Annotated in this window: 9 protein-coding genes; 5 read left to right on the plus strand and 4 right to left on the minus strand. The window is 41.6% G+C overall.

Going from position 1 to position 16,476, the window contains the following annotated elements; translation table 11 throughout:
- The 3 genes from JOC94_RS12950 to JOC94_RS12960 form a co-directional block, all read left to right on the plus strand.
- Positions 1 to 704, plus strand: a 704-nt coding sequence (locus JOC94_RS12950; protein ID WP_205179536.1) for a HEAT repeat domain-containing protein, incomplete at its 5' end; no start/stop codon positions are given.
- 25 nt (positions 705 to 729) lie between these two features.
- Positions 730 to 2,154, plus strand: coding sequence for a glycosyltransferase family 2 protein (locus JOC94_RS12955; RefSeq protein ID WP_077111488.1), 1,425 nt, complete (start codon positions 730 to 732; stop codon positions 2,152 to 2,154).
- Positions 2,151 to 5,333, plus strand: a complete 3,183-nt coding sequence (locus tag JOC94_RS12960) for a hypothetical protein (RefSeq protein ID WP_205179538.1) — start codon at positions 2,151 to 2,153, stop codon at positions 5,331 to 5,333. The genes JOC94_RS12955 and JOC94_RS12960 overlap by 4 nt, the downstream gene beginning before the upstream one ends.
- 212 nt (positions 5,334 to 5,545) lie before the next feature.
- On the opposite strand, the gene JOC94_RS12965 is transcribed toward JOC94_RS12960, so the two are convergent.
- From JOC94_RS12965 to JOC94_RS12975, 3 genes are all read right to left on the minus strand, one after another.
- A complete protein-coding gene (locus tag JOC94_RS12965; protein WP_077111512.1) occupies positions 5,546 to 5,797 on the minus strand; it encodes a sporulation protein in 252 nt (83 codons plus the stop codon).
- A gap of 17 nt (positions 5,798 to 5,814) precedes the next feature.
- Positions 5,815 to 5,955 (minus strand): small, acid-soluble spore protein L, encoded by a 141-nt coding sequence (gene sspL / locus JOC94_RS12970; RefSeq protein ID WP_077111486.1) that lies wholly within the window; start codon positions 5,953 to 5,955, stop codon positions 5,815 to 5,817.
- 161 nt (positions 5,956 to 6,116) lie between these two features.
- Positions 6,117 to 7,115 carry an NAD(P)H-dependent amine dehydrogenase family protein gene (locus tag JOC94_RS12975; protein ID WP_205179540.1) on the minus strand — a complete coding sequence of 333 codons (999 nt, stop codon included), beginning with the start codon at positions 7,113 to 7,115 and terminating at the stop codon, positions 6,117 to 6,119.
- Positions 7,116 to 7,519: 404 nt separating this feature from the next.
- Between JOC94_RS12975 and JOC94_RS12980 the strand changes: the two genes are divergently transcribed.
- Together JOC94_RS12980 and JOC94_RS12985 are read left to right on the plus strand one after the other, a co-directional pair.
- Positions 7,520 to 14,086, plus strand: coding sequence for a metallophosphoesterase (locus JOC94_RS12980; protein WP_205179544.1), 6,567 nt, complete (start codon positions 7,520 to 7,522; stop codon positions 14,084 to 14,086).
- Positions 14,087 to 14,117: 31 nt separating this feature from the next.
- Positions 14,118 to 14,942, plus strand: coding sequence for an LPXTG cell wall anchor domain-containing protein (locus JOC94_RS12985; protein ID WP_205179551.1), 825 nt, complete (start codon positions 14,118 to 14,120; stop codon positions 14,940 to 14,942).
- A gap of 410 nt (positions 14,943 to 15,352) precedes the next feature.
- On the opposite strand, the gene JOC94_RS12990 is transcribed toward JOC94_RS12985, so the two are convergent.
- On the minus strand, positions 15,353 to 16,258 hold the full coding sequence (locus JOC94_RS12990; RefSeq protein ID WP_205179552.1) for a LysR family transcriptional regulator: 906 nt from the start codon (positions 16,256 to 16,258) through the stop codon (positions 15,353 to 15,355).
- Between the last annotated feature and the right edge of the window lie 218 nt (positions 16,259 to 16,476).

Consider the following 16,476-nt stretch of genomic DNA (forward strand, 5'->3'; position numbering starts at 1 on the left):
CATCATGTCCTCCATGTGTTTTTCTTGGTCGAAAACATTGTAACATGGTCATGATGGTGACCTATTCTTTTTACACAATTATATGGACTTTATCGTACAGGGTCGTTGATTTTCATATAGACAGCTTAATTGATCATTGTATCAGCATGGAAAAAAAGAAATTATCTCCAGATGAGCAGTTTCAACTGCTAAAAATCTATTCGCTATTCAAGCCGGATTTGTTTTTAAAAAAATTTTTGGAGGAACCGCCTTTATTTTCGGAATATGAATGTAAGAAACTATTCAAGACTGCGGATGATTCTGTCTTGAAGCAGCTTATCAAGAATTTTCATCAGTTATCCTCAACGTGCAAATACGCTTTCATTAACACCTTGGGAATGAAACGGGAGATTGGCACTGTCCCTTTCTTAGAAAGCCTTCTAAAAGAAGAGGACGCTGAAATCCGCATCCGCTCTTTAAAAGCGATTCATGAAATCGGCACGCTTCACCAAATAGAGAAGTATACACCCTTTATCTCGTCAGAGATATGGGAAGAGCGGCTCATGGCGGCGAAGGTACTTGGGAATTTGCCACTCCGTGACTCTGTTCCTTATTTGGAAACATTGTTGGCGGACGAGACTTGGCGGGTGCGTCAGGAGGCAGCCAAAACGCTGAAAATGGACACTCACTCTATCATGCTGGAAAGAGAACAGCAGGTTTATTAATCCTTGGAAGGGATTGTCGCCATACATGGGCAGTTTACTGGAATTGTTAATGAAGTTCTTTTCGGGAACGATCATCTTTTATATGATGATTGTCATTGTCACATACGGCAGTATGCTGATATTGGCATTTATCCAGCTAAGGAAGCAATACTTAATTGATAAAAATGAAGTGGATGAAGATGATATTGATGCGTTTTACTCAAAACCGGTGTCCATTATCGTTCCTGCGTACAACGAAGAAGCGGGTATTATCGACAGCATCCATTCCATACTCAGTCTGCGCTATCCGCAAATAGAGCTGATCATCGTAAATGATGGTTCTACTGATAATACACAGAGAAAAATAATAGAGCAATTTAGAATGAAGGAAGTTCAGGGAACGATAGCGAACCATATTCCGACGAAGCCGATTCGACATTTTTATCAGTCGGACATTCATCCGAATGTATGGTTGATTGAAAAAGAAAACGGGGGAAAGGCGGACGCCTTAAATGTAGGGATTAACGCATCAAGATATCCCTACTTTTGCACAATTGACGCCGATTCGATTTTGGAGGAAAACGCCCTGTTGCGTGTCATGAATCCCATCATTAAGTCCAATGATGAAGTTATAGCCGCAGGCGGAACGATCCGGATTGCCAATGGGCTTGATGTTCAATTGGGGGCCATATTCCAAACGGATTTATCGAAAAATGCCCTTGTTGTTATGCAGGTTGTTGAATATGTAAGAGCCTTCCTGATGGGCCGGATTGCTTTAAGCACATTTAATTTAATGTTGATCGTTTCAGGCGCCTTCAGTGTATTTTCCAAAAAATGGGTCGTTGCGGTTGGAGGTTATTCCACGGATATGATTGGAGAGGACATGGAATTAGTCGTCAAGCTACATCGGCGTCTAAAGGAAGAGAAAGTAAAGAAAAGAATTCAATTTGTACCGGATCCGGTCTGTTGGACCGAAACACCGCAAGATTTCCAGTCTTTAAGAAATCAGCGGAAAAGGTGGTACAGGGGGTTGATTGAAAGTCTGTGGAAACATCGAAAAATGACTTTAAACCCCAAGTTTGGAGCCATCGGCATGGTTTCTTTTCCATATTTCTGGTTTGTCGAATGTTTGGGGCCTTTGATTGAGTTGGCAGGCTATTTTTATATCGTGATTGCTTTTTTCTTAGGCGATATTTATTACGAGTTTGCTATCCTGTTGATCTTGCTGTTTGTCTTATATGGCGTATTGTTTACAGTGGCAACGATTTTGCTTGAAGCATGGACGATGAATACATATCCAAAGTTCAAAGACCTCATGCGCCTCCTATTCATATCCCTGACGGAAATGTTTTGGTATCGACCTATCACTTTATTTTATAAATGTGAAGGATTTATCACCTTTTTACTGGGGAAAAAAGAGTGGGGGCATATGGAGCGAGTAGGTCTATCCGGGGAAGGGAAGTCCAAATGAAGCGATTTTACATCTTGGGGCTCGTCATCATCATATGTTTACTATTGCCGATCCTTTTATGGTTGGCAGAGCCGGGCAAGAAGCTGCATATAGCGATCATTGATAAAACAGTTCCAAACGAAACATTTCGTGAACATCTTGGCATCACCTGGCTGTTAAATCATCTAAAATATACGGACCATAAAAATCAACCATTTCAATCGGCAAGCGATTACTATGGTTTTGTGCCAAATAATGAAGAAAAAGCATATGATATACGTGCGCTTCCGGACAATTATGACCGATATGGCGTCATTTATTTGGCAGATACATATGGGGTATATGATGAAGATTTGCCATGGATTGAAAAAGAACGGGAAGGCTCCCGTTCAGGTGAAATATACGGCGGTCTCGATTCGGAAGAATGGGCTGCCATTGTGGATCGCCTAAGCAAGAAAGAGAAAAGCTTGCTGATCGCGGAATATAATACATTTGCGTCGCCTACCCATGAAGCTGTAAAAAATAGTGTTACCGATTATTTGGGGCTGGATTGGTCAGGCTGGAATGGCCGCTATTTTGATGAATTGGATCCGCAAAAAAACAAGGAAATTCCGCAGTGGATTTTGGAAGAATACGGGACTGCATGGAATTACAGCGGCGCGGGTTTTCTTTTGGTCAATGACACGGATAATCAAGTTGTCGTGCTGGAAATGGACAAACATTTGCGGGAAAAAGGGATACGTGTTTCTTTTACCAAAGAAGGCAGGAAGCAATTCCATTTGGATGACAGCCCCGACTATGAATATTGGTTTGATATTGTCAAGCCGAAGAGTGACGCCAAAGTGCTTGCCAATTATGATTGGAATCTGACGGATGAAGGTGAAAAGTTGTTGAAAAAGCATGACATCCCGGCTGAATTTGCTGCGGTGTTATCTAGGGAACACGGCCCATCTTCCAGCTATTATTTTGCCGGAGATTTTAATGATATGGCGGATGTTCCCCGCTTTTACCAAATGAAAGGTTTGCAGTCAATTTATAAAATGGCACAAACGTTTTCCGATCAAGCTTTTTACTGGTCTACTTATTTTCCAATGATGGAGTCTATTTTAAAGTCGTTTGCCGAGAAAGAAGAGGTCATTCAGGGAAAAAAATCCGCCAAATTGACATACAATGCCCGGGTAAACAAAGATTCTTTTGAAATCCTGAAGGGCAACAAGTGGGAGCCCCTTGTCATTAAGGGAGTTAACATGGGGATGGGGAAACCTGGTGCTTTTCCGGGGGAAGCTGCTATAACAGAGGAGGAGTATTATAGGTGGTTTGAACAAATTGGGAAAATGAATGCCAATACATTACGCGTATACACGCTCCACCCTCCGGGATTTTATCGGGCTTTGAAGCGCTATAATGACAAACATCGAGAGAAAATCTACCTTTTCCACGGTGTTTGGATCAATGAGGAAAAATTAGAAGAATCACTGGATGCGTTTGAAACAGAGAATCTGCGTGAATTCCAAGAAGAAATGAAAACGATCGTTGATGTCATTCATGGCAATAAAATCGTCGAAGAAAGGCCCGGCCATGCTTCCGGTGTCAATCGGGCCGATATTTCCGAGTTTGTCATTGGCTGGATACTGGGTATCGAATGGTATCCGCATATGGTGCAAAATACGAATAACGTTCATGCTTCCATAGGAGATTATGACGGAACCTATTTTCAAACAAAGGATGCACAGCCGTTTGAACATTGGTTGGCGCAACAAATGGACTTCATCACACAATATGAGGTGGACAAATATCGCTACATTCGGCCCATGAGCTTTACGAACTGGGTAACAACCGATTTGTTAGAGCATCCGGCGGAACCGAATGAAGATGAAGATCTTGTCAGTGTGAATCCAAATGTGATTCATACAAAAAAAGAAATGAACAAAACGCAGCAATTTGCGTCTTATCATATTTATCCTTATTATCCTGATTTCTTTAATTTTGATGAATCTTATTTGTCTTACGTAGATCACCGGGGTGAAAAAAACAGTTATGCGGCCTATTTATCGGAGCTGCATGATGCACACCGGCTGCCCATTTTGGTTGCCGAGTTTGGCGTGCCCAGTTCACGGGGACTGACCCATGCTAACCCATTTGGCTGGAATCAGGGCTATTTGTCAGAGAAAGAGCAAGGAGCGATTCTTCGGCGTTTGTTTGAAGATATCATGGCGGAAAAGTTACTGGGAGGCCTTATTTTCACGTGGCAGGATGAGTGGTTTAAACGAACTTGGAATACGATGGACTATGACAACCCGAATCGCCGGCCTTATTGGTCGAATGCGCAAACGAATGAACAGCAATTTGGTTTATTAAGCTTTGACCGCCACAGCATTCAGGTGGACGGGGTGGCAGAAGAATGGAAATCCAAGCCGCTTTATCAAAAATACAGCGGCCTGAAGGCATTATATGTCGATCATGATGAAAGGTATTTATATATCCGGTTGGATAATGATCTGACCAAACAAGGTGATCCAGTGATTCTGCTTGATGTTGCTCCGAATCAAGGGAATGATTTGATCAAGGGTATCGATAACGTTTCTTTTTCCAATGGCGTTGATTTCATCATCGACTTGAGGAAAAAAGAATCGAGAATGAAAGTGGATGCCTATTATAATCTTTTTACCTATCAGTATGGCCATCAATTGGGCATGATTGAAGCAGGTCCAAAACCGGTCAACAATAGCGGGGAGTTTTCCATCATCCAATATGCGCTTAACAAAGAATTAACATTGCCCCAACAACATACAGTTTTACCTTTCAGCGCCTATGAAACCGGAAAGCTGAAGGAAGGCAATGGCAATCCATCATCCAAAGATTACGACTCGTTGGCGGATTATTATCGGAATGACGAAGGAATGCTGGAATTGAGAATTCCGTGGCTGTTGATCCAAGCAAAAGATCCCAGTCAGAAAGAGTTTGTGGGAGATCTTTATAAAGATGGCATGAATGCCAGTGCTTTCGTGGATGAAATAAACGTGGGGGCATTATATGTTGAAAATGGAGGCAATGTCATTGATTCATTTCCAGCGGTTCAAGAGGGCCGGCTCCTGAAGATGAAGGGGTACTCTTGGGAGAATTGGGATATGCCACAATATGAGGAACGGCTCAAACAGTCGTATGATACGATACAAGAGTTGTTTTTACATATTGAATGAACAAAGCTTCATGCAAAAGCAGGAAATGATCGATCAAACTCGGAAGTGTTGAAATGAAACAGGGGTGTCCGCAGGCCGAAAAATCGGCTTATTGGGCACCCCTTTTCTACATAAAGCACCATGTGATGGCGATAGTCCTGATCGAAAGCAACGTTGTACGCAGTTTTTTAACAGTTAATATGATAAGTTTTTTCTGCTGGCCGCCTTCACGGTTACGGCGTTAATCTTTCATATACTTCATTTAATTCTTTTAGGCGCTTTTCATCTTGCGCCTGCCTGGCATATTTCAGTTCTTCTTTTAGGACGGAATTTAAATAATCTGTCTCTTCTTCTCCCAACTTTTCGACGAATTCTTTTTCATTTTTGTAATGCTGGCTTACAAGTTTTTTGTATATTTGCCGTCCGAACTCTTCGTCATCATAGTTGGACATTGTTTCACGCAAATAGCCTAATGTGTGATCGATGGGAATCACCTTCTTCGTTACATTTTCGTGTTGCTTTTTTTGCTGCGTTCTTCCAGTTTGGTTTTGGGCGCCTGATTTGCTTTATCTTCTGAATATCCTTGTGGATTGACGCTTGTTACGACTCTTTTTTCATTTTTGATCGGGTCTCTTCTGTTCATTGTGCCACCTCCATGTGTTTATTGTTGAATGATTGGCTGTTTTTATTCTAGCGCGGCATTGGGTCCATTTTTTTCCAAATGATGCTCAGATGATAAAACAAAAAGCAGGAGGTTCTCGCCACTAAGATGAGGCTGCATGAGAACCTTCTGCTTTACATGTTTTATGACGGCTGGTACGTGAATCTTGGCAGACCGATGTCGGCCATGGTGAGCAGTCCCGGTTGCCGAATAGCGTCGATCCGTTTGGCGGTGTTGATAGCCATGGCGGCGGTGGATGTGTCGCCGAATATGCCCTCTGGCACAACGATCCGTTGGGTGGTATTTCCTTTAAGGATGATTTCGTCCTTTTGCTCAATACCGGCAGACATTGTTAAATCAAGATGTATCTCGAAGCCTTCAGCGGTTCTGCCGCGCGATACTTGGTGAAGACCGCTAACATCTCCCGTGTTCAATGGTGTGAGCGGGGTATGAACCTGGTCTTTTGCAATGGTCGGTTCGATCGTATTGTTCACGTCTGTCAGCTTCCAGTTCAGTGCATAGGCGATCAATCTGACCGATTCTTCCAAGCCGACATGACCGATTTTATCCTGTTTGGCCAAAGAGAGGAATTCTTCCTCTGACATGCCGATGCCGACCTTTTTTTGTAAAGGTATGCGTCTTTTCGCGACATCGACGTTCCGGATGACGGTTATTTTTTTCACACTCGTCAAAACAGTCGAAAAGCAGACGGCCATTGTGTCCATAATGAAGCCCGGATTAATGCCGGTGCCGATGACAGTCAAGTTTTTCGACTTGGCGTACTCATCGATTTCTTGGGCAAGCTCCGGATAGGCATGCCAAGGGTAGGAAAGCTGCTCACATGTAGAGACAACGGAATAACCATTGTCCAAAAGCTCTTTGATTTGCGGCCAGACAAGTTTTAAATTGGAACCTGTGGCATGGATAGCCACCGGTTGACTATCTTTTCTTTTTTCGACGTCTTGAACATTGTCGGCCACTTTGATTCCGCTGTCAGCTTCCCCGCTGAGTTCTCCGATATCTTTCCCCACTTTATTGGGATCTATATCCACTGCCCCAATAACCGAATGGGGATTGAGTTGATAGGCATTGCGGAGGATTTCTATGCCGATTGGCCCCAAGCCAAATACTAATACGTTCATCTTTTATATGCACCCTTTCTATATCTTTTAACCAATCGTAGCACCGCCTTTAACGGTACGGAAATACATATATCTTATATGGTTATAAGGTTCCCTTATAGATCGGAAAAACAAATAGGTATTCCCGCCAGATCAAAAGGTTTGGGTATGCAGAGAGATGTTTACCATATTTCCCCAAATTAGCATGCTTTGCCAGAGGGCGCTTGCTTTTTGAAAAGGACTTAGAGGAAAAAGTAGCTTTAGCGGCACCATACAAGCCAAAAGTGCTCTATCGAATAAAAGCATCCACATCCCGGCTTGTTTGTTACACCCTTTTTACAGGAATAATACAATTCGTTTACGGTCAGTTAACCATGTTTTGGTAAATTAAGAAGTTGTAATTCATTTAAAGAAGGGAGATTATTATGACCTATGACAAGGTGAAAAAGCACAATACTTATAAAATAGTATTTTTCACTATTCTCCTCTCATTATTTGCCCAGATAATGTTCGTCCAACAAAATGAGGCAAATGCAGCCAAAAATGAGAATAGTCGTGCGGAATATTTAGGGATGAAATTATATCGGGGGGAAATTCACGCCCACACCTCGATTAGTGATGGGGTAGAATTTCCAAAAGATGCTTTTGAATATGTACAGAAGCACACGAACCACGACTTTTTTGGTACGACAGAGCATGATGTTACGTTTGATATCAGTTCGGGAAACGATTACTTGAAACGATATCAAGACTCTTATTCGGAAGAGTATAAGCTAACACGGAAACAGCATGATGATTATAATACCGATCAATTCGTCACTGTTCCGGGGATCGAAGTGACTTGGTATGATAATGCGGGGCATATTAATTTATTTAATACGGAATGGTTCCCGCGAACGTATGGAAAAGGGGCAACAGGACAATTTGGCATGGGCGTTTTACGTTATGATTTGCCTACATTTTATGGCAGATTAAGTGAAGATCCGGATGCGATTGCCCAGTTTAATCATCCTGATGCCATGAGAAAGGGCGATTTTTTTGGCTTTAAACATATAACAAAAGAAGTGGATGATCGAATCTCATTATTTGAATATAAAGTGTCGCGTTATTTTAATACTTATATACAAGCATTAGATAATGGCTGGCATGTTTCGCCAACTTATTCAGGGGATGAACATCAAGCCAATTGGGCAGCACATCACCCCGGCCTTACCGGTTTGTGGACAGAAGAATTAACGAGGGAAGGCATTTACGATGCCTTGAAAAATCGCAGAACGTACAGTTCATTTGACGAAAACTTTAACTTGAAATATTCTGCCAACAAGAAAATGATGGGATCGATTTTACCGAAAGATACAAAAGAATTAGACATACATATTGATCTATTGGATCCTGATAAAGAAGATCATATCGAGAAAGTAACGATTTACAAAAATAATGGTGAAATTGTAAAAGAGTATACGGATATTAATAGCAATACATTCACTGTCGATGAAACGGTTTCTAGTAAAAATGGAGAATATTTTTTAGTACGGGTATTTCAAAAAGATCAAGATGAGATTATCAGTGCGCCAATCTGGATTGGGGAAGAAACAGCAGGAACGGATTACGCTCCGGAGATTACGGTAGAGAAAGAGCTTCCCGGCACTGTTAAACTTGGAGATACAGTAACCATTCCTAACGCGGCGGCGACAGATGACAGTGGTGAAAACCCGTCGGTGAAAGTGGAAGTGTTCGATTCAAAAGGGTTCGTTGAAGTAAACGATAACCGTTTTACGATTAAAGAGTACGGAGAGTACTTTGTTCGCTACTATGCGACCGATTCAAATGGCAATTCCCGAGTAAAGATCGAGCGAATGGTAGTCGATGATAAAGAACTAGATGCGGACAAGCTTTTACAGGAATTTTCACCTGTTGTCCATGTAGGTGAAACAGATGATGCTGTTGGCCTTAATCTAGTGACAGATAAAGTCGTGAAACAATCTTATGTTCAATATAAAGAAGCATCTGAAACAGATTGGAAAAAGGCAAAAGTTGTTCAAGCTGATGTTTCTTATTTTGAATCGGCATATGGAAAAGATATCGACAATAGTAATTACCGAATTTTAGCGTCCCATGAAGCGAATATAGACAAGCTGAAAAAAGGGACAAAGTATGAGTATCGTTATGGTGTGTCGAAAAACGGTCCATGGGGGCCGGTAAATTCGTTTGAAACGGTACCCGATTCTGATGATACGACAATTTATGTGATGGGCGACTTGCAAGTGCCAGATAGAAATCCGGAAAGCTTCTCCTTGTTTACCGACACGCTGAAAATGATTCGTGGCAAAAATCCCGATGGAAAGCTGATGTTACAAGTTGGCGATCTTGTTGACAAAGGTGGAAGAGCGGATTTTTGGTCTGATGTTTTTGACCATGTTTATAAAGATTTTGATTTATTATCAGCAAACATGGCAGGAAACCATGAATTCATGCAAGATGCCGATGCTAGTTCATTTGCGCATTATTTTAATACTCCCAAAAATGGAAAAGGGACGTTTCCAGAAACAAATTATTCCTTTGATTATGGAGATGCTCATATTGCCGTTATTAATTCCATGGATCTGAACAAGGAACAACTAAAATGGTTGGAAGAAGATATGCGTTCCACGGATAAAAAGTGGAAAATTGTGACAGGTCACTTTTCTTATTTTGGCGGATCGCATAGTGATGATCCTGGTATGAGTACCGATCGCGCACTTATGTCGAAGAAATTGCAACAGCTTGGCGTGCAGTTGTATATTGGCGGGCATGATCATGTATATAAACGCTCCACGATTCGTGATGGCAAAATGGATAATAGTCAGGAAGCGATGAATTTAGGTACGACTCATATTACGATGGGTTCTTCCGGACCGAAATATTATGACAATGAAGCCTATTTCTGGGATCATATTGTGTATGATGAAAATGTCCCGACAGGGATGATTTTGGAAGCAAACGGCGAATCGCTAACGGTTAAAGCGTATAACCAAGCTGGAGATACAATTGACGAATTTACCATCCAACAAGCTGAAAATCATATAGAATTATCAAGTGTTGATGTGGAAAACGGAATGTTTAAAGGAGTTGGCTTGTTAAATCATCCCGGGTCACTAGATAAAGTGACGGTGATTGCCGCCAAGTATGACCAATCCGGTAAAAAACTACTCGATTCCCAAATCAAAGAGGTAGAATTAGAACAAAAAGGCCGGGAACAAGTCATACGATTTGATGAACCAATGAAATTTACCGATCAGAATACGGTCAGGCTGTTTGTTTGGGATCATTTTTCAAATCAGCGACCTGTTGTGCCTTCTATGGTAGTAAGGGAAGCAATGGAAGGTGAGGGTACAGCAGAAAATCCGTATAAGATTGACAGTTTAGAAGATATGAAGAAAATGGCCTACTACCCTGATCGCCATTATGTGATGACAGCTGACATTGATGGCGAAGGGCAGTCGTTACAAGCAATCGGATCAGGAGATAGCCCATTTAGTGGAGTATTTGATGGAAATGGGCATTCCATTACAAATGTGAAGATCACGACTCCGAGTGGCGATCAAGGCGCAGGATTGTTTAATGTGAATAACGGCACGATTAAAAATGTTGCTGTACTAAAAGCAAATATTGATATTCATTCCAATGACATCGGCATTTTAGTCGACGTGAACAATGGAACGGTTGAAAATTCTTATACGACTGGAAAAATTACGGGTCAATCGAATGTCGGCGGCTTAGTAGGATTTTCTAATGGAACGATTCGAAATAGCTATTCTACTGCAACTGTAAAAGCAAAAGAGAAGCAAGCAGGCGGATTAGTCGGTATTACAAACTACTTTAGTTTGACAGAAAATAGTTATGCGACGGGGTCTGTAACGGTAGGAAGCTCCAATGCAGGTGGAATAAGCGGTTATGGTTACAATGATACAACGATTCAAAATAACTTTGCTTTCAATACTTCTGTCATTACGACGAGTGCGGCCAACCGAATTGTGGGCCGGATTAGAAGTGATCAACAAGCCGTATTAGAAAACAACTACGCCTACGATAACATGATGGTGAGCAAAGAAGGCATAACGAAAGAAGATGCCAATAATGAAAAAGGACTTGGAAAGTCAAGAGAGCAAATGGCCGATCAAGCCACATTTGAGAAAGGATTAGGCTGGGACTTTGACCACGTTTGGATATGGGATGAAGGTGCGCAACGTCCATTACTGAAAAACAATCAAGAAAAGGTAAATGAAAATACGGAAGAACCTTCACTTGAAAAAGATGAAAATGGATCCTATATTATCACTTCTGTACAAGATTTACAGATGATCAATCTTTTTCCGAAAGCAGACTATATTTTACAAAATGATTTGGACTTTTCCGGCTATACGTTTACTACTTTAAATATAGATTCGCCGTTTTTAGGCACATTTGACGGGAACGGTAAAATCATCAAAAATATGGAGTCGAAAACGGGCGCTTTATTCCATTTAAATGGTGGAACGATTACAAACGTCGGAATTGAAAATGCAAATGTTATCGGGGAAGAAGGAGCACCGCAAACGGGCATTCTAGTCAATGTGAACAATGGAACGGTTGAAAACACGTATACGACTGGAAAGGTTGTCGGAAAAAATACAGTTGGGGGCATCGTAGGATATTCGAATGCTACGATCCGAAATAGCTATTCAACAGCGGATGTAACCGCCCAAGTAAGTCAAGCGGGTGGTATTGTAGGTATAACAAACGGCGGCAGCTTAACAGAAAACGTGTTTGCGACAGGAGCCATAACTGCCGGAACGAGTAATGCTGGCGGGATCACGGGCTATGGCTATAATGGAACGATTGTCAGAAATACAGCAGCGTTAAATAAGTCTATTACTACCAATTCTCGAGCGAACCGAATTGTCGGGAGAATCTATAAAGGACATATAGCGGTGTTGGAAAATAATCTATCATATCAGGGAATATCAATGGAAAATGAGTACGTGACGACAGACTCATTAACCAATGAACGAGGATTAGGTAAAACGAAAGAAGAAATAGAAAACAAAGACACGTATATTCAGGCATTGGGTTGGGATTTTGCGTCAATATGGAAATGGGATCCACAAAATAATAGGCCCGCGCTGGCATTCAACGAAGTAACAGAAGAACAACCGGGAGAGGATGTCGAGGAAGAGCCGGGAGAGGAAGCTGAGGGACCAGCGCTTCAAAAAGATGACAATGGATTCTACATGATCGGAACGATTGAAGATTTACAGGAACTCAATCAGTTTCCAAATGAACAGTATAAGCTCAACAAAGATCTTGATTTTTCGAATGTAGCGAATGCGGCTCCATTAAATAGCTCGAACGCTTTTACAGGTGTATTCGATGGGAATGGGAAGAAAATTCTTCATTATACATCTAAACAAGGAGCGTTTATGGATCAAAACAAAGGTACCATTAAAAACATGGGTGTTGTTGACGCTAAAGTGGAGGCTGCTGGTGATAACATTGGAATATTAATCAATGTAAATGATGGTGTAATCGAAAATTCGTTTACAACGGGTGAAGTGACAGGCAACTCAAATGTCGGCGGCTTAGTCGGCTATTCGAACGGTCAAATTAGAAACAGCTATTCAACGGCTCATGTAAAAGCAACATCTAAGCAGGCAGGAGGACTTGTCGGTATTACAAACACAGAAAGTATAACAGAAAATAGTTATGCGGCCGGATCTGTATCGGCGGGAAGTTCAAATGCAGGCGGAATTAGTGGATATGGGTATAATGAAACAACGCTGCAAAACAGTGTTGCTTTAAACGATATGGTCAATACGATATCTTATGCCAACAGAATTGTCGGCAGAGTGAAAGCTGGCCATACGGCAACGCTAGTCAATAATGTGGCAAATCATCATATGACCGTTAGCAAAGAGGGCGTTACAAATGAAGCGGCGAATAATGAAAAAGGTCTCGGAAAAAGCATAGAACAATTAGCGAGTCAACAATTGTATGAAAACGGGCTTGGCTGGGATTTTAATGGAACTTGGACTTGGGATGATGTTGCGAAACGCCCATTATTGGTTGCCAATAAAGAGTATATTGATCCAAATAGTCATCCGCAACGGCCTTCACTGGAACAGAATGAAGATGGATACTATATGATCAAGACCGCGGCTGATTTCCAAGTACTGAATCAGTTTCCAAATGAGAAATATATCGTAAATAATGATCTTGATTTTACAGGTCAATCGTTTACAGTGGAAAAACCTTTTATGGGTGAGTTGAACGGAAACAATAAAACGATCCGTCATTTCCATTCCAATGTCGGCGGTTTATTTCAACTGAATGGTGGAACGATTAAAAATATTGGAATGATAGAGGCGAAAATTGTTGGAGAAAAAGGTGCGGCTCAAGCCGGAATGGTCGTCAACTTAAACAATGGAATAGTTGAAAATGTCTTTTCAACTGGTTCCATCACTGGTGATAACACGGTTGGAGGGATAGCAGGATATTCCAATGGTGTGATCAAAAACAGTTACTCGCATGCTGATGTAACCGCGAATGTCAGTCAAGCAGGCGGAGTTGCCGGCATTACGAATGCCGGAAGTGTAACAGAAAAGGTATATGCAGCAGGCTCTGTTACAGCAAAGAAAAGCAATGCCGGCGGTATTACAGGATATGGCTATAATGGAACAGTTGTAAAAAGCGCCATTGCCTTAAACCCTTCTGTTACGGCAGGCTCGCACGCGAATCGAATCGTTGGAAGAGTTTTTAAAGGACATACAGCGACGTTAACGAACAATTTCGCCGTAGCGGATATGACTGTTGATCAAGAAGCTGTTACAACTGAGTCTCCAACAAATGAAAAAGGTCAAAGCATTGATAGAGAAGGACTTGCGAGTAAAACGATTTATGAGGAAACGTTGGAGTGGGATTTCCAACATGTGTGGCACTGGGATGAAAACCGACAATTACCTGTATTAAAATACTAGATTCGCCAAGTATGAATAGATGGAGGTTCCGATGAAGAAAACGATCTATGTCTTTGTCGTTATGGTTCTCTTTAGTTTCATCACTCCTTTAACCTTAAAGGCAGAAACGATTCACAATAACGACGGGACATTTACAATAACCGGACAAGATGCCAGTAGTGCAAATAAAACGATGACATTATCCGTTTTTGAAGGAAAAGAACAATCTTCAAACACGTTAATGTATATCGATGAGTTTACTGCCGATGATAAAGGCAACTACAACCTAACATTTACGACAAAAGAGGCGTTATCGCCAGACGCTCCTTTTGTTGTAACATTAACTGCTGATGGTAAAAAAATTGAGCATGAAACCATTTATCATCCAGAAGCTGAAAAACCGACAGACCCGACCGATCCTAAAGACCCAACAACCCCTGGAGAAGATCCGGGAGATGGAGAAGGTCCAGGAGACGGAGAAGATCCGGGAGACGGAGAAGATCCGGGAGATGGAGAAGATCCGGGAGATGGAGAAGGTCCGGGAGACGGGAAAGATCCTGGAGATGGAAAAGGTGATAAACCTGGAGATCATAACGATGGTGATGGAGGTAATGGACAAAAGCCAGACGACAATGACGGCAGCAATCAACCAAAAGGAAATGACGGAAATGAGAATGGTAACAATGATGGTTCTTCTGATGCAGACAAAAAGAGTCAAACAGAAGATTCAACAGGATCGAGTAACGAAGGAAAAGATGGGGACAAGCTTCCTAATACGGCTACATCCATCGGGAACTTGATTGTCATTGGCATTGGATTGATCGCCGTCGGTGGTGGATTTGTCTATTTGGGGAGAAGAAAGTCCCGGAAACAGTAATTGAAAGTTGGATAGATTGGTAAGCTCGAAGATTGTTTATTTTTAAATAAGCCGTTACTTTCCTGGAAATAAATCTCGGGAAGTAACGGCTTTTTTGATTTGGAATGGCATTTTTCCCTTTTTAACATTGGGCTCTATTGGCATGAAGTTGTTCGTCAAATTCCTATTTTTGCAAAGGAAAGGTGGTTCCCCGCCCAAACAGATAAAAGGTCATCAAGGCATAATGATCGTGCCCGCCTCAAGGGGAAATGGGTTGAAAAATCGCCCTTTGCATCATCGCGAGGGCTGACTGAATCTGAGCTGAACTGAACTGTATTGACTATATCTGCGCGCCTACATGTCATTGTTTAAGCGGCTTGCCACATAAACTGAATTATTCTGCCAGTATGTACATTTGCAGAGCTAAAATATCAGATGGTAAAATCACTTTGCAGAATGTCCAAGATACGGCTGGTGAGTAACGGCAAATAGTCATCATCTTTCCATATGGCCGAAATGGAGCTTGATAACTCCATATCGCTGATCGGCAGAGCCCGGATTTTTCCCGTTTGTAAAATATCGACCATCTCTTTTGGAATGAAAGCTACACCAACATTATTAGACACCAAGTTGATGGCGGTAAATAGCTCGGATACCGTACAAATTCTTTTTGGTGTAAAGTCGGCCATTGTACAGGCTCTTTCCACAAGATAATGGAGAGAAGAGGCCTGTTCTTTATCATAATGAATGAAATTTTCGTCTCTTACCTCTTCCAAATGAATTGATTGTTTGGAGGCAAGCGGATGCTCCACCGACACGACAAGTTGAAGGGGCTGTCTGCTGAACTCCACCATCTTCATCCCCTCTTTCAACATCTCGTTTTTTTGGATGGGGGTACGAATAAGAGCGAGATGGTATTTGTCATTTCTGACCAATTCAATCGCTTGGGACGAGGTCGTTTCATGCAAATAAAATTCCACTTCGGGGAATTCGAGAATCATCTTTTTAAACAGATTGGGAATATACAGGCTCGCAGCCGTCGGGACAGTCGCAATATTCATTTTTGCTTTTGGTACGATTTTATTTTCTTTGATATATTGAATGGTTGATTCGATCATTTCAAAAGAAGATGCAAGCTTTTTGTATAAATATTCTCCTTCTTCCGTCAAGGTAACCTTTCTCGTTGTTCTGCGCAGCAGTTTTATACCAAGTTGCTTTTCAAGCGACACGATTTGCTGGCTCAAAGCAGGTTGGGAAATATATAGCTTTTGTGCCGCATTGCTGAAGTTTTTCTGTTTGGCTACTTCCAAAAAATACCTAAAAGCATCAAGGTTCATACGACCATTTTCCTCCTTGCTTAATCTCCGTATAGCATCTACAGAGCGTAATGGAGAACACTTTCCATGATATACCACTGAGTGATAGAGTACAAATCCCCGTCTTCTTTTAAGAGGAATGACTTGAAAAAGCTGCTGCTCAGATGATCAGGCGGCGAAAAATCCACTGCTTACCTAATAGAAAGCAAATTTCAAATTCATTTCTTGCGCTTATTGAC

The sequence above is a fragment of the Siminovitchia thermophila genome (assembly GCF_016909185.1).
GTDB classification, from domain to species: domain Bacteria; phylum Bacillota; class Bacilli; order Bacillales; family Bacillaceae_C; genus Siminovitchia; species Siminovitchia thermophila.